We start from the raw sequence: 20175 nt of genomic DNA, 5'->3' as shown, positions 1-20175 counted from the left end.
CACAGAACCCAACAACAGTTCGCCACCCAATCCCTTGGCAGCCGCTACCATTGCGCGCAGACCTCCCGACACCCCGGACTTCACTTTCATGAAATTGCGCCTGCTGACCGCTGCCTTGTTTTTCACCTGCACCCTGACTCACGCCGCTGAATCGAAACCCGTTCCGAAAGCCTTGGAAGAACAGATCGGGCACCTGGTCGCGCTCATCAAGGACAGCTACGCCACCGGCTATCCTGAAGCGACGCTGGTGCAGACGCTGGACACCGGTGAGGACAGCCAGGTCACCCTTGCGGTCTTCACCATCGAGGGTTTCGGTATGGGCAACAACTACAGCCAATACCTGGCGGCCTTTACGCCCGAAGAGAACGAAGAAGGTGTGCCGCACTACAGCCTGTTGGACGTGATGCGCATCGGTGGCGACAGCTGGCGGGCCATCGACAAACTCGATGCCAAGCTGGTCAGCGACCCGACCGGAGAGCAGACCCTGATCGACATCCCCGTGATGGAGAATACCGACGAGGACGCGCCGAATTTCCCAAGCAGGGCCGCCGTGATTCACCTGTCCCTGGACGGGTCACAGGCAGTGCGGTTGGTTGAGATCAAGTAAAGCGGTACGCCTGATCGGATTTATGCGATTGCGATAGGAGTTGTGATCTCTCTGGAAAGGGCGTTAGAGCTGGACAAACGTTGCAACCTGTTTCGGTGGTGGGACGGTTAAACGAGTTTGTAGGAATCGACGGAGCGAATATTCCCCATTGACTTGCAGGACATTTCCTAGAAAATTCCAACCTCTTGCGCCTGCTGATTTCGGTGCCTAGTCTTTGCTCACCGCTGCCAATTCAGCGGTCGGGTTTAGTCGCTCGGTATTTCGTTAGGCGCAAGGTCTCCTTGAAGTCAGGCTACGGTTTTCTCGCTGATTTTATGGTGGCTGTGCGCAGGGCACTTTCGGGTGCGCCGGTTTCCTAACGTCCCGGTCGACTAACCTGCGCACAGCCGCCACCCCACTTCGTTTAGTCGCGAACAGTGGCGGATCTGACTGACGTTAGGAGGTCCATATGGACAAACTCATCCCCGACCCACCCGTTCCACCGCTGCACCTGGACATCGCAGCCGACGCCAACGCCGAACGCGTTATCGATTCCTATCTGAACCCCAAGCCCGCCCAGCCTGACAAGAAGCCACCTCCGGAGCAGCTATTCACCGTCGTGGAGGATGTCGATGCTGAAAGCCTGTTGGCCAACCTCAGCGAAACCTTGGCCTCCGCCAATGCCATGGCCGGCGATTTGGCGTTCGACCTGGAGGATTCTCGACGGCATGTTGCACTAGGGTTGCAACAGTTGATCGAGTTGGGTCAGCTATTGGCAAACCGGGCGCTGGATGTCATCGACCCTAGATAGACGTTCGTAACTGGCGTGGGATAGACCCCATTTTTCCAAGATAAATCGGGTCGGAAGCAGGGCAGCTTCCGACCCAAAACACCCGCTTGCAGATCATCCCCAAGCGCTCAGCGCTCATACCTGATCCATGTCCTCCGTCACCCCCCGATCCTCACCCAGGAACCCACCACTCTGATGGTGCCACAGCCGCGCATAAATACCGTTCTTGGCGAGCAATTCAGCGTGAGTACCCTGTTCAATGATGCGTCCATCATCCATGACAATCAGTCGATCCATCGCCGCAATCGTGGACAGTCGATGAGCAATGGCGATGACAGTTTTACCCTGCATCATTTCATCGAGGCTTTCCTGGATGGCCACTTCGACTTCCGAATCCAGGGCGCTGGTCGCCTCGTCGAGGAGCAGGATCGGGGCGTTCTTGAGCATCACACGAGCAATCGCGATGCGCTGGCGCTGGCCGCCTGACAGCTTGATGCCGCGCTCGCCCACCAGGGTGTCGTAGCCACTGTGACCCTGGCGGTCGCTCAGTTGGCTGATGAACTCATCGGCCTGGGCGTTGGCCGCGGCACGGCGGATTTGTGCGTCGCTCGCGTCGGGTCGGCCATAGGCGATGTTGTCGCGAATGGAGCGGTGCAGTAGGGACGTATCCTGGGTGACCATGCCGATGGCGCTGCGCAGGCTGTCCTGCGTCACGTGGGCAATGTCCTGCCCGTCAATGCGAATCTGCCCGCTGTCGACATCATAGAAACGCAGCAGCAAGTTGATGAGCGTGGATTTGCCCGCGCCGGAGCGGCCTACCAGGCCGATTTTCTCGCCCGGGCGAATGTTCAGGCTCAAGCCATCGAGCACCTGGCGTTCACCGTTGTAGTTGAAGCTCACATTGTCGAAGGTGACCGCTCCGCCAGAGGTCGCCAGCACCCCGGCGTCCGGCGCATCCTGCACCTTGGGGCCGCGGGTCAGGGTGGCCATGCCGTCCTGCAAGGTGCCGATGCTCTCGAACAGCGAGGTCATTTGCCACATGATCCAGTGCGACATGCCGTTGATACGCAACGCCATGGCGGTAATCGCCGCCACGGCACCGGCGCCGACGTCGCCCTGGTGCCACAGCCACAGCGCATAACCGCCTGCAGCCATGATCAACCCCACCACCAGCGCTTGGTTGACGATTTCGAACTGGCTGACCAGGCGCATCTGGCGAAAGCCGGTCTGCTTGAAGTCCTCCATGGCCGCGCGCGCGAAGTGCGCTTCACGGTTGGAATGGGAGAACAGCTTCACGGTCGTGATGTTGGTGTAGGCGTCCGAGATACGTCCGGTCATCGAGGAGCGCGCATGGGCCTGTTCCTGTCCGACTTTGCCCAGGCGGGGCACGAAGTAGACCATGGCCAGCCCGAACAACAGGATCCAGGCAAGGAAAGGCAGCATCAGTTTCAGGGCGAAGCCGCCGGCCAATGCGATGATCGCAATGAAATACACGCCGATCCCGGGGGCGATCTCGATCAGGGTGAACAGCACGTCACGCACGGCCAGCGCAGTCTGCATCACCTTGGTGGTGACCCGGCCGGAGAACTCATCGGAAAAAAACGACAGGCTTTGCCGCAGCATCAGGCGGTGAAAATCCCAACGCAGCCGCAGCGGCAGATTGATCGCCAATACCTGGTGTTGAACCATGGTGCGCAACGCCACCAGCCCGATGCTGGCCACCATGACGATGCCCATGCCCCACAGCACGCGACTTTCCTGCGCCGCCGCCTCACCACCGGCTTGCCAGGTCGAGAGCAGATCCACGACCTGACCGAGGAAGGAAAACAGCCAGGCTTCGTAGATCGACACACCGGCGCTGAGCAGCGCAAACGCAAGGATGTAACCGCGGGCGCCCCGTGTGCAGGCCCACAGAAACCGTGCCAGGCCTTCGGGTGGCGGCGGTACCTCGTCGGGTGGGAAGGGGTCGAGTCTTTGTTCAAACACGCGAAGCATGGTGCTCTCCAAAACGATCAATTGGGAGATTCTGCCATTTAAAGGTGGCTTTGAGGGTTATATGACGTTGTGGCCCGAAGGCGTGGGCGCCTTTCCTTTGCCCTTCGCAGCACCCACGACGACTCACTCCGCACTCAACTCCCACAACACATCCAGCACATGTTGCGTAGGTCGTTCGATGTCCTGGCTGCGGTGTGCAATCCCCAGTTGACGCCACAATAAGGGCTTCAATGGCCGCATGATGATCCTGTTATCGAGCAATGGCGTGGCCGCCTCATGGGGCAACAACGTCGCACCATATCCTGCCGCCACCAAGCTTTTGATCGCGTCGTTGTAGTTCAGTTGGATACGCGGCGCAGGCTGCTGCCCATCGCTGGCGAACCACTCCGCAGTCAAGCGCGAAAGGCGCGTGGTGGCGTCATTCAAAATCAATGGTTGAGCGCACAGCCAGTCGGGGGTCACAACCTGCGGGGACTCCCAGCGAGCCGGCAGGAAGGCCATGACTGGGTCACGTCGCCACGGCTCGATCCGCAAGCCCTTCACCGGAGACTGCGGCAGCGCGACCAAACCAACCTCCAAAGAGCCCTCGGCGAGCTTCTTCAAGGTTTCCTGGGAGGTGAGCACCGCGACTTGTACATCGATCGCGGGGTGGCGTTGGCTCAATGTCTCCAACGCATGCGGCAGCAACTGTGCGATGGCCCCTGTGGAGGCGCCCAGGCGCACACGCCCGGCCAATCCCTGTACTTGACGTTCCACGTCTTCAAGCGCCTGCTCTGCGTCTGCCAATAGGCGCCGCGCGCGTTCCACCAGTGTGTTCCCGATTGCTGAAGGCTGAACGCGCCCACGTGTGCGCGACAACAGCTTGCCGCCCACACGTGACTCAAGGTCGGCGATATGCAGACTGACGGTGGGCGGCGCAAGGTGCAGCACGCGGGCCGCTTCGGCAAACGAACCCAGGTCGGCAATCGCTACCAAGGTGCGCAGACGGTCGAGGCTGATTTCGCGCATGAGAGATTCCTTGTTCAGAAAAACTGAATTTTATCGTTTATAAATTCAACTTTTCCTATCTTAGAGGTTCGCTGAAGATTGGGCTCCTGATTTCCAATGTCCGAGAGCATTCCATGGCAAGTCCCCTTGTATTCATCGATGGCGACCAAGGCACCACCGGGCTGCAAATCCATCAACGTCTGCGCGAGCGCAGCGATCTTCGGCTTTTCACACTCAATCCCGAACATCGCAAGGACCCGCAACGTCGCGCCGAAGCCATCAACCACTGCGACATCGCGATTCTCTGCTTGCCCGACCAAGCCGCACGCGACGCGGTAGCGACCATCGAAAACTCCGCCGTTCGGGTGATCGATGCGAGTTCGGCGCACCGTACCGATCCAGACTGGACCTATGGTTTCGCAGAGATGAACCCGCAACAGGCCCAACGCATCGCCGCGGCGCGGCGGGTCAGCAATCCCGGCTGCTATCCAACGGGGGCGATAGGGTTGCTGCGCCCATTGCTGGAGGCCGGATTGGTGCCCAGGGATTACCCGCTGAACATTCATGCCGTGTCGGGTTATTCCGGAAAAGGGCGCGTCGGCGTGCAAGAGCATGAGGGAGCAGGCGCAGCACAGGTGTCGGCGTTTCAGGTCTATGGGCTGGGGCTGGCACACAAGCATATTCCGGAGATTCAGCAGCAAAGTGGACTGACGGAGCGGCCGATGTTCGTACCGGCCTATGGCGCTTTTAGGCAGGGGATTGTGCTGACCATACCCTTGCACACCCGATTGCTGGCGCCCGGCGTGAGCGCGGTGCAGTTGCATGCGTGTTTGATGCAGCACTATGCCGATGCGCGCCATGTACAGGTGATGCCGATGCGGGAATCAAAAGAGCTGACGTCCCTTGATCCTCAAGCGCTTAACGGGACAGATGATTTGCGATTGTCGGTGTTCGAGAATGACGAGACCGGGCAGGTTTTGCTGGCTGCGGTGTTTGACAATCTTGGGAAGGGTGCTGCTGGCGCGGCCGTGCAGAATCTGAACTTGATGCTTGCAGGCGCATGACCGCACAAATCAGCCCGATGCCCTGGCCTTAATGGGTAGCGGGAACATGCTGTCTGGGCATGAAGAATCGAGCAAACAGCTCGGATTGTGACTTGATGTTTAATTTTGCGTAAATATTGCGGCGGTGAACTTTTATGGTCTCCGCCGAGAGGGACAGCTTTCCGGCTATCTCCTTATTGGAGAAGCCGCTGAGTAATAAGCGAAGTACGTCACTCTCGCGTGCTGTTATTTGTGTGCCAAGCTGATTGACCGTTTCCGGCCACAGAGGCGGCTCAGTCAGGGTTTTCTCTACGTCATTTTCAAAACCCATGCGCTGATGCATCAAGGCAGTTACCCAAGGCTTGATGATGTCAAGCAGGGTTATTTGTTCTTGGCTAAAGTGAACTTTGCTGCCGATGGAAATGCACAACGTTCTGTCGCGGTCGAGTTGGACATTGTACTGTGCCTCATCCATGGAGATGTATTGTGCAAAGTACTGATGGTAGTACTCGGTTTCAAGAAAGTACTCTGGTGCAATATCCAGTAGATGAAAGAAACCGCTCTGTGGATTCTCTCGGTTGGCTATATAAAATGGATCGAGTAGATAAAGCCCTTTTACATAGCGATGAGTGAATGCGTCAATCTCTTGCGCATCGGCTATCTCGGGAAGACTAACAACCTGTACCTGTTGATTGCTGAAAATCAATACAACCCAATTATCGATCTGTACATATTCATTTAAGGTACGAACAAGTGAACTCCAGAAATCTGGACGGTTCAGCTGCATGATCAGCTTCCCAATCGATCGATGCCAAGCCAGGCTATGGAGGTCAAACGGCATTTTCTACCCCTTTTGGGTTAGGGATTCTCAGGTCAAAGGTAAGTATTCGTGGGTATTTACTATTCGCGAGCACCCGGTATATTCGCTGGCAGGGTTTACGATGGCCATGAGGGCATATCGTCTTGACAAGGATGTTGCATGAGAAAGTCACATTTGCGAACCATTTTTTCCGCCTCGCTTCTCTGTGCAGGGATAAGCACATCAGTAGCGGCTGTAGAGCCCGGGATGTATCTGTATAACTGGTTCGGGTTGCTTGCGCCGGAGACGCCAAAGGAGTTTGAACAGGAAACTGGCACGAGCGTGCATATGGATGCGTTCGACAGCGCCGAAATCATGCAGAGCAAAGTCATGGCCGGGCGCACCGGGTATGACGTGGTTGTGGCGACCTCCAATGTGTTGCCCAGCCTGATCCAGGCGGGAGTCCTTCAGCCATTGGATCGTAATCAACTGAGTAACTTTTCACACATCGATCCTGATCTCTTGTCCCAGCTCGCGGTCAATGATCCTGGTAACCGCTATGCCGTGCCCTATTTGTGGGGCACTACCGGCATTGGCTATGACGTTGACAAAGTCAAAGCGGCATTGGGTGATGATGCTCCGGTGAATAGCTGGGATCTGATCTTCAAAGAAGAGAACATCAGTAAGCTCCAGTCGTGCGGCGTGGCAATGCTTGACTCTCCCAGTGAGATCGTTTCGATTGCCTTGAATTACCTTGGACTTCCCAGCAACAGCAAGAACCCGGATGATTATCAGAAAGCCCAAGCCTTGCTGTTAAAGATCCGTCCTTATGTCCTCTATTTCGACTCGTCCAGAATCGACGCCGACCTGGCTGACGGCAATATTTGTGCAGTTGTGGGGTGGGCCAATGGTGCCCTTGCTGCACAGGCCATCAATGAGAAGGCCAACACTGGACGCAAGATTGCCTACAGTCTACCTCGCGAAGGCGCGCTGGCCTGGTCGGAGAATCTGGTCCTGCTAAAAGATGCCCCTCATCCCACGGAGGGCATGGCGTTCATTAATTACATGTTGCGGCCAGAAATTATTGCCAAGACCTCAAACCACACGTTATATCCCAACGCCAATAAAGATGCCGCTGAGTTTGTCGAGCAGAAGCTGCGAGACAATCCTTGGGTTTATCCAGACAAAAAGACGATCGCAACACTTATTCCACTTGAGCCACTGCCATTGAAATTGGAGCGAATCCGCACGCGGATCTGGACCAAAGTGAAGAGTGGTGTGTGATCTGACTTGATTGTATGTCTGGAAAGCAAGACGTAAACGCCGATATACAGGGATGCTGGGCGGGTGGATGAGAACCTTATAATCCATCAGCCCAGTAGTGCTCGGGGTCTTCCGGTCATTGCGCCGCCTTATGTAAGAAGAGAACAGCGGATGTTCAGCCCAGCCAATCAAACGTACTTCAGTTTGACCATCGACGGTTTTGAGCAAGGTTTTCAAGTGCTCGCGTTCACAGGAGAGGAGGCGATCAGCAAGCCTTACCTCTTCAGCGTGGAGTTTGTTAGCGAGCAGTCTGACCTGGATCTTGAAAGCCTCTTCGATGTAGAGGCCTTTCTGACCTTCGACTCGAAGGGCAACGGCATTCATGGACGGGTCTATCACATCGCTCAAAGCAGCAACGGTCAGCGGTTGACGCGCTACAAACTGGCCCTCGTACCGCACCTGTCCTACTTGCGTCACCGCATCAACCAGAGGATCTATCAACAGTTCTCGGTGCCGGAAATCGTCGCGTTGATACTGCAAGAGCACGGCATTCTGGGCGACGCCTGTCGGTTTCATCTGGGGGCGACCTACCCCGAGCGTGACTACTGTACCCAGTACGACGAAACGGATTTGCACTTCATTCAGCGCTTGTGCGAAGAAGAGGGTATCCACTTTCACTTCCAGCATAGCGCTCATGGCCACGTGCTGGTCTTTGGCGATGATCAGGCGGTTTTTCCCAGTATTGGCCAACCCACTGCTTATGGGCATGAGAGCGATAGGGTGGCCAACGAGCCATTGATCAAGCGCATCAACCTGCGTCTGGGACAGCTCACCAGGCGCATCTCGCACCGCAACTATGATTTCGAGCAACAGCTGGACATTGAAAAAGATGACAGGCCGGAGCGTTTCACCGGTCATGAGCACGGCAAGCAGATACGCCTTCGGACTATGGAGCGCCGCCATGCGGCCTATCGACAAGCCGAGGGGCAAAGTGACCAGACTCGGTTAGTCAGCGGCCACGTGCTGGAAATCTCAGGCCATCCGCGCCAAGAGTGGAACACCCGATGGCTACTGACCCAGGTCATCCACGAAGGTCGGCAACCACAGGTGTTGGGTGAGGACGTCGCCAGTGACAACACTGGGAACGACGATGACTTTCATCAGGGTTACCGCAACCGCTTTGTCGTTCTTCCGTGGAATGTTTCCTATCGTCCGCCGTTGGCTCACAAGAAACCTCAGGTACCAAGCCTCCAGACCGCCGTAGTCGTCGCTTTGGAAGGCGAGGGGATCCAGAGCGATCGGCGCTTCGGGCGGATCAAGGTCAAGTTCCCCTGGGACCGCGAAGATAGATTTGACGACAAGAGTCATTGTTGGCTGAAGGAAGCCGCCGATTGGAGTTGTGAGATGGGTCCGCCCCGGACGGGCATGGAAGTCGTGGTTACATTTCTTGAGAACGAACCTGATCAGCCAGTGGTCAGCGGTTGTCTGTGTTGTCGCTAAGGGGGACAGACCATTACATTGATGTTGCTGAGCGCCAGTTTTTGGCCGATTGCTGCCAGTCACAAGTGACTGCAATCGACTTTGGTGACCTTACGAACTGCCTTCGCTACGGATCACTCTATAGGCGCACATCAAAGAGGTTGCCTATACCGCAGAGCGGTCTGCGCGGGTTAATCTGCGACCACAAACGATCATATCGCAGCGTCGGTCGGGTGCCTTTACTGTCTTCCCGAGCCGACATCACACAGACATTCGTCAGGATTTACCATGGGCGAAATACAAATGATCCGCCAAGCAGTTGCAGACGATGAAGTAGCAGTGCGTGCTTGTGCCGAGAAAGCGTATGCCCAGTATGTTTCGGTAATAGGACGAAAGCCTGCACCGATGTTAGCGGATTTCGGTGCTCAGATCGCAGCCGGTTTTGTGCACCTTTCAATCGGAGAACAAGACGAATTGCGAGGCTTCATCGTCTTCTTTCCTGTGGGTCAGCAGATGTTTCTCGAAAATGTAGCCGTGTCCAAAGAAGGTCGTGGGAAAGGGATCGGCAAAGCACTCATTCAATTTTGCGAGGCGCAGGCGACGCGCTTGGGCTTTGGTAGTGTTTGTCTCTATACGAATGTGAAGATGACCGACAATCTGTCAATTTATCCTCGACTTGGTTACGTCGAAGTCCAGCGGCGCTCGGAGGATGGATTTGATCGTGTCTACTTTGAAAAACGTTTGGGTTGACACTTTTTCAAGATCAAAGTCGTGGTAACCACTGACTGCACATGGCCGATTTCTGCCTGCCGCGATTGCCATGGATGCCCGCTTCAGCGCCCTCGCTGCCGGAGCCAAGGCAGACCTCATTGATGCAACGAACCGGGTTGTTCGATGAGTCGAGTCACGACGAGCATTGTGGTCGCTGTCATGCCTCAGACCGGCGGCAGCGCCGCAAGGTGTGGAGAGTCGCCGAAGTACTCGATCAGGAGTTCGGTGAGGACCCGTATCTTGCGTGCGGGATGCTGGCCTGAAGGGCGGATGACATAGGCACCTGCCGGGGGCGGTGGATGACGCGTCATGATCGGCACCAGTGCCCCCGAGGCCACATGTTCAAAGGTGAGGCAATCGGGCAGGTAAGCGATCCCAAGGCCTGCTGTTGCCGCAGCGACTAACGCGATGCCGTTGTCGGCCTTGAAGCGGCCCTGCGGACGAACCGTGATGATCTTGTCCCCATCCATGAATTGCCAGGCTTCGGTGCTCTGCATCAGGGCCTGATGGGCGACAATCTCCTCCGGCGTCTCAGGTGATCCGTGCGCCTTGATGTAGTCCGGACTGGCGAGGAGCTTCCCATAGATCGGGCCGATGCGCCTTGCGATCAAGTTGGAGTCCTGAAGGTAGCCAACCCGTATCGCACAATCGTAACCCTCCGTGATGAGGTCAACGAAACGATCGCTGTAGCAGGTCTGGATATGAAGCTGGGGGTGGCGTCGTGCCATTTCCGCGAGCACGGGCGCGAAATGCGTCGGGCCGAAAGAGAGTGGTACGGCGACTCGCAAACGGCCACGAAGGGCTCCGGCGGGCAGGATCGTTTCCTTGGCTATGTCGATCTCGGCGCAGACTCTGGCGGCGTAGTCGCGGAACGTAGCCCCGGCTTCTGTGAGAGCCGCCCCGCGTGTGGATCGTGCAAGCAGCTGGACGCCAAGTTCCGTTTCAAGCCGAACGAGCCTGCGACTGACGATCGATTTGGACACGCCAAGCCGAAGCGCGGCAGGTGAAATGCCCCCCGCATCAGCCACTTCGACGAAGGTCTGCAGCTCTTCAATGTCCATTCCAGCGTTCCCCATTTTGCGACACAGCTCGCCTCGCAATGCTACTACTGCACCGAATAGGGGAACAGCACAATGCTGCTTCCGGGCAACGTCGCCGCTGGTGCATGTCTCCCGGAAAATCATTTCTCCGACAAGCGTGGATTACCCATAAAAGGATTTGCCAATGGCAAGCGAGAATATCCGCAACCCGCAGACCGACCAACTCCTGTCCCCCGAGAACTCGGCATTGATCATCATCGACTACCAGCCGATCCAGGTCTCCTCGATTCGCTCGATGTCCCGTGACGAGCTCGTCTTCAACATAACGAGCGTCGCCAAGGCGGCGGTCAATTACAATCTTCCGATTATTCACTCGACCGTCAACGTCGCGACCGGCCGCAACAAACCACCGATCCAGGAGCTGCAGGACGTGCTCGGCCATCTGCCAACCTATGACCGCACCTCAATCAACAGCTGGGAAGACACAGAGTTCAAGCAGGCGGTCAAAGCGATCGGCCGCAGGAAGCTCATCATGACTGCGCTCTGGACCGAAGCATGCCTGACGTTCCCGGTACTCGACGCGATTCAGGAAGGTTATGAAGTCTATGTGCCGGTCGATGCGGTCGGCGGCACGTCACTGGCCGCGCACGAGGCGGCGTTGCGCCGAATGGAACAGGCGGGCGCGAAGCTCATCAGCCGCGTGCAGATGTACTGCGAACTCCAGCGCGACTGGGCGCGAGCGTTGACCGTTCCCGGCTTCATGGGTGTCTTCGATAACTTCGATGGTTTCAACGCCGAAAAGGCCCATGGAGGCACGCGCTAAGAACGCCTGACTGATACGTGATGAAAGTGGCGTTCGCGAATGCGGCCGCTATTTTCATTTCCATAATCGGCGTTGATGGTCTTGCATTGGTGCTCAAGTAAAACAACAAGGAACCCTCAAAAATGCCCACCGCCCACGTCTTCATCGCCACCAGCCTGGATGGCTTCATCGCTCGCCCCGACGGTGACATCGACTGGCTTCTACAACGTGACGACCCATCCGAAGACCACGGCTATTCAGCCTTCATCGCCGACAAGGACGTGATCGTGATGGGGCGCGGGAGCTATGAAAAGGTGCGGACCTTCGACACCTGGTTCTACGACCGGCCCGTGGTGGTGTTGTCCGAGCAGTTGGCCGGTTCGCCAGTGCCCGAGGCGTTGAAGGGCAAGCTGCGTTTCTCCGATCTGGCCCCCAAGGATTTGATGGCTGAGCTGGCGAGCCAAGGCGTGCAGCGCGTCTATGTGGATGGTGGGCGGGTGGTGCAGTCGTTCCTGCGCGAGGGGTTGGTCACCGATATGGTGATCACCACCGTTCCTGTATTGATCGGCTCGGGGCGGCCGTTGTTCGGTGGGCTTGAGCGGGATGTGGATTTGAAACTGGTATCCAGCCGCAGTTTTCCTTCGGGGCTGGTGCAGTCCACTTACCGACTGGTTCCATGACTGGTGACTCAATGCCACACAACCGGTAGGGCTTGACAGCCCTGGGATACTCAAAGCGTAGCCGCATCCATTGCGGCTTCATCCCATCACGACGCAAAGGAAGGTGCTCTCCATGCGCAATGAAGAACTCAAGGCCCTATTCGACCAGCAGGCCGCCGGCTACGACAAACAATGGGCGGGAATGGCGTCTATTCGTGACGCCCTGTACACCCTGCTCGACGCCGTGTTCGCTGACTTACCGGAAGATGCCCGGATACTCTGTGTCGGCGTAGGCACCGGTGCGGAGCTGGCCCACCTGGCCAAGCATAACCCCTGCTGGCATTTCACCGCCGTTGACCCCTCGGGCGCCATGCTCGATGTCTGCCGGCAGAAAGCGGTACAAGAAGGCTTCCTCTCGCGTTGCAGCTTTCACCAAGGTTACCTTGACGCGCTGCCTGCCGAGCCTGACCACGACGGCGCTACCTGTTTTCTGGTTTCTCAGTTTTTGCTCGAGCCACAAGCCCGTATAGCGTTCTTCCATGAGATCGCCCGCCGGCTTAAGCCGGGGGGAATATTGGCAAACACCGACCTCGCTGCTGACACCGAATCACCAGCCTATGAGGCACTACTGCGCAACTGGATGACGCTGATGTCCTCTGCCGGTGTACAGCCGCAAATGCTGGTCAGGGCTCGTGCCGCCTACGCCCGGGACGTGGCTATCCTGCCGACACAGCAGGTCGCCGGTCTCATCGAGACTGCTGGATTCGAGGCTCCGGTTCAGTTCTACCAGGCGGGCCTGATGCATGGATGGTTTTGCCCGCGCAAGGCAGACATCGTCTTGAGTTAGACGTGCCTTGACTTTCAACGCACGCGGTCGCGGCTTTGTGCGGCCAGGTCCAGGGCTTTTTGCATGTCCAGCCGCGCGGAGCGGCCGACGTCTTTGTCGTTGAGTTGGTAGCGGCGCTCCGATGGCAGGATGGGCGCAGTGAGGTCTTCGGCGTCCATCTGTTCGAAGTCGTGATTGTCACCGATGGTCATGGCGCTGCGGCGTAGCAGCATGCGCAGTTGCTCGGGTTGCAGTTGCGGGTTGATGGACAGCATTGCCGCCAGCAGGCCTGCGACCATGGGCGTGGCGTAGGACGTGCCGCAATGCACCGCGCTGTCCTGGCCGGCGTTGGTCGTCGAAGCGTGGGCGCAAGCGGCGGCGGTGATGTCGACGCGCATGTCGATGTTCGAAGAACTGCGCTTGACTGCATAGGCCGGGTCGTCGACGGCGACGCCGGTGCGCTCACTGCGCTGGTGCCCGCCGACCACCAGCAATTGTTCGGTGATGAAGGAGGAGGGCAGGCGGTATTCGTCGCTGCCCGAGAACGAAGATCCATTGCCGGCGGAGTTCACCACGATGACGTCGGGATGTTCCTTGCGCAGCCAGAGGAAGAACTCCTCCAGCAGTTCCTCGTACCCGCCCATGGCGATGCCCGAGCGCAGCAGCGAGTCGACGTCATCGCCCTTGATGTCTTTGGCGCCGACGCGGTGGATGCCCCAGCTCCAGTTGAGCACGCGCACACCGTCCTCCACGAGGTTGACCGAGGCGGCAATGTTGGCGGTGATCCCGGCATCGGAATTGCGCTCGACGATAACTTCGAAGCCGCCACTGGCCTTGTCCAGGCCTCGGAGAAAACCAGTGTTGCCGCTGTCGTCCCAGCGTGCGGCGAGGATGCCGGCGACGGTTGTGCCGTGGTTGTCCGGCTTGTCTGCATCGCGGGCGTAGACGCAGGTGCGGGGTGGTGAGCAGGCGCCGAGGTAGTCTGCGAAATCCGTCGTGTCGAAATCGACATCGCGCTCGATCAGGCCGATGCGCACCGGTTGCGGCTGGATGGGCGGCTGTCGTCCGGAGATGCGTCGTTGGTAATAATTCACCGCGTCGAGAAAGCGATTCGCGGCCCACTCATCGGAGTCCAGGGCTGGCTTCTTCGGTTCTTCAGTATGGGCGGCGGCCTGTTCGGTTTCTTCGGCCGAGGACTCTTCGATGACCACGGTGTCCACGCTGGTTTCGCTGCCCAGGCGCAGCACCAGGGCGTCACGCTGCACCAAGTCCTTGGCCGGCAGGCGAAGTTGATACAGGTTCAGCGGCGCGATGCTGCCGACCACCGTTGCCCCGTACTTGCGGGCCAGGCGCTCGGCTTCCTGGCGGCCATCACGGTCTTCCTCGATCAGCACACTGACCAGGTCGACGTAGGTGTTCAGGCCATCCATGTTCTTCGCTACTTCGTCCGCTCCGGCGGCCAGTACGTGACTGTTGCGCAAGGTCAGCCAGGCGGCATTGCTGGCGCGTGGGCCGTCTTGCAGCCAGAGCGGGCCGCTCTGGTACTCGGCGTTGTCCAGGCGCAAGCGCAGGTTGTTCCCTTCACGCTGGACCGTGTCTGCCGATATTGCTTTCGTGCCCAGCTTCAGTTGCGGCGTTGCGTTGCCCAGTCCGCGTACGGTCAGGCACCAGTCCTGCTGCTGGCTTTGCAGCAGGCCGCCGCAGCGTTTCAGGCTTTCCAGGCGCAGCGGTTCAGGCACAGCGGCCGCCGTGCTGGCAGCCAAAGTGAACAACGTAGCGAGGGCAGTGGATCGCAGGGGCATGGGCCAGGTTTCTTTGCCGAGGGTCTTGTTGCTCCGACTGTTGCGTTGCTCGCTTCGTTCAGCGCAATAACGCTACCCAGCGATGACGCCTCTTCGTTCAGAAGCTATCGAGGCGCACTTCAATACCTGCTTGCCGCGCGAGTTCGATCATGGCTTCAACCTGCTTGGCGTCGGCGATGAACCCCACATATTCGTCGCCACCGGAGTCCAGGTGCAGGTAGCGTTTGTCGAACGCCGTCAGCCACTGATCAAAACTGGCCAGCGTCTGCGACATCGATAGCGTGCCCTCGTGCCGATAGGCCTCTTTCACCCCGCTGGCGCTAACCAGGTAGGGCGCCAGGTATTCGAAACCATCAAAGCCTTTCCAGTCGACGCCGAGCAAAGCCAAGTGTTCGAGCTTCTGGCCCCGGTCTGTATCCAGCAGTCCTTCCACCAGCGCCGAGGCTGGCTCCTGGCCCGAGCCGTAAATGCGCAGCACGCGCCTGACCAGCCTGGCGCGCTCGTCTTCCGGCATGCGGGCCAATATGGCCTGAGCAAATGCCTTGAGCCCGGAGCGATAGGGATGCAGCTCCCGCATGATCGCCGCGTCGCTGACAGTCGTTTCCTCCGGTGGCGGTAGCGTAAAGCGGCCGCCGAACAAGCGATCAAGAATGCACATTTCCTTTCCTTAAGTCGTAGTTGTCCGGCGAACACACCTTCCAGATCCCAACGCTAACGCAGCCCTGAGCTCGCTCGCCGGCTATGACCTAAGAGGTGATCGTAGCTGGGGGCGCCAAAGGCGGTTACTGTCGCGTTCGCGGCAAGTGGTAGCGGGTTAGCCAGGCGACGGCAGACGCAATCTTAGATTTTGTAAGAAAAATCCAAGCGACTATGGACGAGGTTCGTATCTTAGCCCAACACACCTTGCGTGGTTAAACGGCCGACCACTTATGCGGGAGTAACTCCTCAATCTCCCTCGGTGTCACGATGGTTGGCCGGACGCATACCAATCACATAGCCAAATGTCATGCCAACCTATGGTCAAATCTTTTCTAGACGTCGTTTATCCACTGGAAGGTGAGCGCTCCCAGCGCAGTCATAACAAGCACGCTTATGACATGAAGCGAGATAGCCCCAATTGCGGGAATGAACCGTTCTTTTTGGCTTAACGAGGCCGATCCTGCCGAGGCGATCGAGAAGATAGCAAGCCCTATGCAAAAGCTTGTGATGATCGCAAGGTGCCAGCGAGGGAAGAGAAGCGGTGAATCCGCCCAGAAGCCGATGGCCAGGCCAATGAAGTACCCACCGGCTAAATTCGCTACGAGCGTTCCGGCGGGCATGCTTGGAAACAAGCTCTTGAGCTTCGCCCCCAAAATACTGCGTAACCACCCTCCGAGCGATGCGCTTATGGTGATGGCCACTAATGTTCTCACCAACGTTACCGAACTCCTTGCAGCTCTAGGGGCTGAGCGCTTACGAATGTACTGAGTGAAGAAGGGTCGTTATCCAAAGCGACCGGTAATGTAGTCTTCCGTCTGCTTCACTTTTGGCGTGGTGAATATCTTATCGGTCACATCATGCTCAATCAATTCGCCCATGAACATAAAGGCGGTGTAGTCCGACACCCGTGCGGCTTGCTGCATGTTGTGGGTCACGATGATAACGGTGTATTGCTCTTTCAACTCAGTGATCAACTGCTCAATACGACCGGTGGAAATCGGGTCAAGCGCGGAAGTCGGCTCATCCAGAAGCAATACTTGGGGTCGCAACGCGATGGTGCGCGCTATACACAGGCGTTGTTGCTGACCACCCGACAAGCTCTGTGCGCTTTGTTTGAGCTTGTCCTTGACCTCGTCCCAAAGCGCTGCACCTTTGAGGGCTTGTTCTACGCGTGCATCCATCTCACGACGGGAGAGTTGTTCATGGTGGCGCACCGCGTAGGCAACGTTGTCGTAAATGGACATCGGAAACGGCACCGGTTTCTGAAATACCATGCCTATATGGCTGCGCAGCCGGTTCATCGAGTAACCAGGCGCGAGAATATTCTCACCGTTGAGCAGCACCTCGCCGCGCGCTTCCTGCTTTGGGTACATGGCGTAGATGCGGTTGAATACCCGCAGTAACGTCGACTTCCCGCAACCCGATGGCCCAATGATCGCGGTGATGCGTTTCTCTGGAATGTCCATATCGATGGACTTCAGCGAGCGCTGGTTGTTGTAAAAAAACTCCAGGTCACGAACGCGAATTTTTGTTCTCTCGGGGACAAGGTCACGGTTATTCATCAGGTCAACCTATTGCGCAAAAGGATCAAACGGGACAGAAAACTGAGTACCAGTACAAACAAGGTCAGCACCAATGCGCCAGCCCAGGCCAGAGCGTGCCAGTCATCGAATGGGCTCATGGCGTACTGGAAAATCACCACGGGCACGCTGGCAATTGGTTTAAGCAGATTGCTGCTCCAGAACTGGTTGCCGAACGCTGTAAACAACAGGGGCGCTGTTTCACCGGTGATTCTGGCGAGTGCTAGAAGCACCCCGGTAACCACCCCCGCTTTTGCCGCTCGCAAGACGATTTGCAGGGTCAGTTTCCATTGTGGGACACCTAGTGCCAGCGCGGCTTCCCGCATCGTTGAGGGTTGCAACTGAAGCATTTCGTCAGTGGTCCGGACTACCACTGGAATCACCAATAGTGCCAATGCCAGTGCTCCGGCGATTGCAGAGAAACCCACCTGATGGTTAGTCAGCAGGTTCAACGGCAGGATAACGCCGGTGTAAATGAACAGACCCAGCACAATAGACGGTGCCGAAAGCAGAATGTCGTTAATAAAACGGACTGTGTTGCCCAGACGCGAATGTCGGGCGAACTCCGCTAGCCAGATCCCCGCCATCAAGCCGATGGGCGTTCCTATTAGCAGGGCGATAGCCGACATCAGGGCACTGCCATAGAACGCGTTTGCCAGACCTCCTTCCGTACCGGGCGGCGGTGTCATCTGTGTGAAGAGGCGAAGGTTGAGCGCCTGAAATCCGTTGATCACCGTGGTCAGCAGAATCCAGACCAGCCAGATGAGGCCGAAGGCTGTGGCGCCACAACTGAGCACCATTGCAAGTCGATTCTTGAACACTCGGATTTGGTAAAGACGTTCGTTGCCAGTCATAGACCCTCCTTGCGTGAAAGTCGCATAAGCAGGAGTCGTGCTAGCGCCAGGACGATAAAGGTGACGACAAACAGCAAGAAGCCCAGCGCAATCAGCGAGGAACGATGCAGGTCGGTATAGGCTTCGCTGAACTCGTTGGCGATGACTGACGCGATGGAGCTGCTTGGCATCAGCAATGAGGCGGAGAACTGTTGAGCATTACCCAGCACGAAAGTCACCGCCATGGTCTCGCCCAATGCGCGTCCGAGCCCCAGGAAAATTCCCCCGACAACCGCCGACCGCGTGTAAGGCAGAACGATGTCCCAGACCACTTCCCAGGTGGTGCTGCCTAGCGCGTAGGCAGACTCCTTGAGTGTTGTGGGAACGCTACGAAACACTTCATTCATGACGGAGGTGATGAAGGGCATGATCATGATTGCCAACACAATGCCTGCTGTCAGCATGCCGATTCCTAATGGTGGGCCTTGAAACAGCGAGCCCACTAAAGGAAGTTCACCCAGATAGTCATTGATCCAGGGTGATAGATGCTCTGCCATGAACGGGCCGAAAACGAACAGCCCCCACATGCCGTAGATAATCGATGGAATCCCCGCGAGCAGCTCAACCGCCGAGGCGACGGGCATCCGCAGCCAGGGCGGTGCTACTTCAGTGAGAAAAATCGCGATGCCAAAGCTGACAGGAACCGCAATCAGCAGCGCCAGAAAAGACGTCATGAGGGTGCCGTAAATCGGCACCAGTGCACCGAAGTGGTTGTTGACAGCATCCCACTCAGTGCTTGTAAGAAAGTCAAGGCCGAAGGTTTTGAATGCAAGACGACCGCCCCAGAGTGTCGAGGCGGCGATGCTCGCCAGTAGCAACAGCACCAGCATTGCGGCGCCAAGCATTGACCGCTTGAACCAGAGATCATGACGCTGATCGCGCGTTGCACGCCTATCACTCGCAATGTCGCTTGTGTGAGTGGTCATGGCCAGAAGATGGACTGTGTCGTTCATGTTTTGTCTGCTCACAAACAAACCCCTTCGCCAGGCAAAACGTGCTTGAGGAAGGGGTGTTTTAATGTTGCCGGATCAACGGGCGAAGTCAGACTTCCAATAACCTTCGATCCGCTTCACCAGGGAGTCAGGCAAGGCGACATAGTCCAGTGCCGATGCCTGCTGCTGGCCGTTCTCCAACGACCATTTGAAAAAGTTGAAGGCAGCTTGGCTTTGCTCGGCATTCTTTGGCTGTTTGTACATGATGATCCAAGTGGTCGCCGTGATTGGCCATGCGCTATCGCCAGGTGCGTTGGTCATGATCAGGTTGAAGTCCTTGGCGTTAGCCCAGTCTGCGGTATCGGCAGCTGCTTGGAACGCTTTGGCATTGGGTTGAATGAATTTCCCGGCGGCGTTCTTCAACTGTGCGTGCGTCATCTTGTTTTGCAAGGCATAGGCGTACTCAACGTAACCGATTGAGTTTTTGATCTGTTTTACGTAGGCAGATACACCTTCGTTGCCTTTGCCTCCCACACCAACGGGCCAAGGGACGGTGGTGCCGAAACCGATTTTCGATTTCCAGCCATCACTCACCTTGGAGAGATAGTTGGTGAAGTTGTAAGAGGTGCCAGAGCCGTCAGAACGGTGAACGACAGTGATTTTGCTGTCAGGCAGTTTCACGCCCGGGTTCAGTGCGACGATAGCCGGGTCGCTCCAGACAGTAATCTCACCAAGGAAGATTTTCGCCAGGATCTCACCGTCGAGCCTCAATTGGCCCGGCGCGATCCCCTCAATGTTCATCACCGGCACGATGCCTCCAATGACACTGGGGAACTGACCCAGACCACCGGCCTTGAGGTCATCGGCAGACAACGGGGCGTCGGACGCACCGAAATCTACTGTTGCAGCCTTGATCTGAGCGATACCGCCACCCGACCCAATCGACTGGTAATTGATACGGTTGCTGGAGCTTTTGCTGTAGTCCTGCGACCACTTGGACAAAACCGGGTAGACAAAGCTGGAGCCTGCACCGTTAACATCGGTTGCATGAGCAAAGCCACTCATGCAGAGGGACGCCAGCAAGACAGACAGGCTTTTTTTAGTCAGCAACATCACGACAACACCTCAATGAAAGGAGTTAAGTGGAGGAACCCACCTATCGGAGAAGTGACGATTTAATTCTTTAAATATTTCTGTCTGATGACAATTCCGGTGCATTCAGCAATATT

20 protein-coding genes are annotated in these 20175 nt (G+C 57.1%); 9 read left to right on the top strand and 11 right to left on the bottom strand.

Translation table 11 applies throughout. The features are described from left to right. Nucleotides 1-88: 88 nt before the first annotated feature. Both AC09SL_RS08010 and AC09SL_RS08005 read left to right on the top strand, forming a co-directional pair. Nucleotides 89-607, top strand: coding sequence for a hypothetical protein (locus AC09SL_RS08010; protein ID WP_058542995.1), 519 nt, complete (start codon nucleotides 89-91; stop codon nucleotides 605-607). Nucleotides 608-1055: 448 nt separating this feature from the next. Then, entirely contained in the window at nucleotides 1056-1397 is a 342-nt protein-coding gene (locus tag AC09SL_RS08005; protein WP_013693177.1) for a DUF6124 family protein, read from the top strand. 114 nt (nucleotides 1398-1511) lie between these two features. Here the strand turns inward: AC09SL_RS08005 and AC09SL_RS08000 are convergent, their stop codons facing one another. Both AC09SL_RS08000 and AC09SL_RS07995 read right to left on the bottom strand, forming a co-directional pair. Beyond that, nucleotides 1512-3371, bottom strand: coding sequence for an ABC transporter ATP-binding protein (locus tag AC09SL_RS08000; protein ID WP_058542994.1), 1860 nt, complete (start codon nucleotides 3369-3371; stop codon nucleotides 1512-1514). Nucleotides 3372-3494: 123 nt separating this feature from the next. After that, nucleotides 3495-4379 carry a LysR family transcriptional regulator gene (locus AC09SL_RS07995; RefSeq protein ID WP_058542993.1) on the bottom strand — a complete coding sequence of 295 codons (885 nt, stop codon included), beginning with the start codon at nucleotides 4377-4379 and terminating at the stop codon, nucleotides 3495-3497. A gap of 113 nt (nucleotides 4380-4492) precedes the next feature. On the opposite strand from AC09SL_RS07995, the gene argC reads away from it, so the two are divergent. Then, the gene (argC, locus tag AC09SL_RS07990; RefSeq protein WP_058542992.1) at nucleotides 4493-5422 is read left to right on the top strand and encodes an N-acetyl-gamma-glutamyl-phosphate reductase; all 930 of its coding nucleotides are present in this window, start codon (nucleotides 4493-4495) and stop codon (nucleotides 5420-5422) included. Between the two features lie 28 nt (nucleotides 5423-5450). Here the strand turns inward: argC and AC09SL_RS07985 are convergent, their stop codons facing one another. Then, nucleotides 5451-6242 (bottom strand): response regulator transcription factor, encoded by a 792-nt coding sequence (locus tag AC09SL_RS07985; protein WP_058542991.1) that lies wholly within the window; start codon nucleotides 6240-6242, stop codon nucleotides 5451-5453. Between the two features lie 138 nt (nucleotides 6243-6380). Here AC09SL_RS07985 and AC09SL_RS07980 point away from each other — a divergent pair, with 138 nt between their 5' ends. From AC09SL_RS07980 to AC09SL_RS07970, 3 genes are all read left to right on the top strand, one after another. Next, the gene (locus AC09SL_RS07980; protein ID WP_058542990.1) at nucleotides 6381-7484 is read left to right on the top strand and encodes a polyamine ABC transporter substrate-binding protein; all 1104 of its coding nucleotides are present in this window, start codon (nucleotides 6381-6383) and stop codon (nucleotides 7482-7484) included. 150 nt (nucleotides 7485-7634) lie between these two features. Continuing rightward, nucleotides 7635-8963, top strand: a complete 1329-nt coding sequence (tssI, locus tag AC09SL_RS07975) for a type VI secretion system tip protein TssI/VgrG (protein WP_058542989.1) — start codon at nucleotides 7635-7637, stop codon at nucleotides 8961-8963. 267 nt (nucleotides 8964-9230) lie between these two features. Further along, nucleotides 9231-9692, top strand: coding sequence for a GNAT family N-acetyltransferase (locus tag AC09SL_RS07970; RefSeq protein ID WP_058542988.1), 462 nt, complete (start codon nucleotides 9231-9233; stop codon nucleotides 9690-9692). A gap of 185 nt (nucleotides 9693-9877) precedes the next feature. Here the strand turns inward: AC09SL_RS07970 and AC09SL_RS07965 are convergent, their stop codons facing one another. Beyond that, nucleotides 9878-10774, bottom strand: coding sequence for a LysR family transcriptional regulator (locus AC09SL_RS07965; protein WP_003201254.1), 897 nt, complete (start codon nucleotides 10772-10774; stop codon nucleotides 9878-9880). Between the two features lie 163 nt (nucleotides 10775-10937). Here AC09SL_RS07965 and AC09SL_RS07960 point away from each other — a divergent pair, with 163 nt between their 5' ends. The 3 genes from AC09SL_RS07960 to AC09SL_RS07950 all read left to right on the top strand — a co-directional run bounded on the left by AC09SL_RS07960 (nucleotide 10938) and on the right by AC09SL_RS07950 (nucleotide 13061). After that, nucleotides 10938-11576, top strand: a complete 639-nt coding sequence (locus AC09SL_RS07960; protein WP_003201256.1) for a hydrolase — start codon at nucleotides 10938-10940, stop codon at nucleotides 11574-11576. Nucleotides 11577-11698: 122 nt separating this feature from the next. Then, a complete protein-coding gene (locus tag AC09SL_RS07955) occupies nucleotides 11699-12235 on the top strand; it encodes a dihydrofolate reductase family protein (RefSeq protein WP_058542987.1) in 537 nt (178 codons plus the stop codon). Between the two features lie 112 nt (nucleotides 12236-12347). After that, nucleotides 12348-13061, top strand: coding sequence for a class I SAM-dependent methyltransferase (locus tag AC09SL_RS07950; RefSeq protein WP_058542986.1), 714 nt, complete (start codon nucleotides 12348-12350; stop codon nucleotides 13059-13061). A 14-nt stretch (nucleotides 13062-13075) separates the two neighbouring features. Here the strand turns inward: AC09SL_RS07950 and AC09SL_RS07945 are convergent, their stop codons facing one another. The 7 genes from AC09SL_RS07945 to pstS form a co-directional block, all read right to left on the bottom strand. Next, entirely contained in the window at nucleotides 13076-14842 is a 1767-nt protein-coding gene (locus AC09SL_RS07945; protein WP_058542985.1) for a S8/S53 family peptidase, read from the bottom strand. Nucleotides 14843-14939: 97 nt separating this feature from the next. Then, entirely contained in the window at nucleotides 14940-15500 is a 561-nt protein-coding gene (locus AC09SL_RS07940) for a DUF6630 family protein (RefSeq protein ID WP_058542984.1), read from the bottom strand. 373 nt (nucleotides 15501-15873) lie between these two features. Continuing rightward, nucleotides 15874-16242, bottom strand: coding sequence for a CrcB family protein (locus tag AC09SL_RS07935; RefSeq protein WP_413468821.1), 369 nt, complete (start codon nucleotides 16240-16242; stop codon nucleotides 15874-15876). An 81-nt stretch (nucleotides 16243-16323) separates the two neighbouring features. Continuing rightward, nucleotides 16324-17103 (bottom strand): phosphate ABC transporter ATP-binding protein PstB, encoded by a 780-nt coding sequence (gene pstB, locus AC09SL_RS07930; protein WP_058542982.1) that lies wholly within the window; start codon nucleotides 17101-17103, stop codon nucleotides 16324-16326. Then, nucleotides 17103-17975, bottom strand: coding sequence for a phosphate ABC transporter permease PstA (gene pstA, locus AC09SL_RS07925; protein WP_058542981.1), 873 nt, complete (start codon nucleotides 17973-17975; stop codon nucleotides 17103-17105). Before pstA ends, pstB begins: the two co-directional genes overlap by 1 nt. Next, entirely contained in the window at nucleotides 17972-18940 is a 969-nt protein-coding gene (gene pstC / locus AC09SL_RS07920; protein WP_064106922.1) for a phosphate ABC transporter permease subunit PstC, read from the bottom strand. Before pstC ends, pstA begins: the two co-directional genes overlap by 4 nt. 102 nt (nucleotides 18941-19042) lie before the next feature. After that, complete coding sequence (gene pstS / locus AC09SL_RS07915; protein WP_058542980.1) at nucleotides 19043-20059, bottom strand: phosphate ABC transporter substrate-binding protein PstS; 1017 nt, start codon at nucleotides 20057-20059, stop codon at nucleotides 19043-19045. Between the last annotated feature and the right edge of the window lie 116 nt (nucleotides 20060-20175).

Source organism: Pseudomonas sp. PF05, from assembly GCF_056521845.1.
Note: the sequence above shows the minus strand (reverse complement) of the source record. Positions and strands in the feature narration are given on the sequence as shown.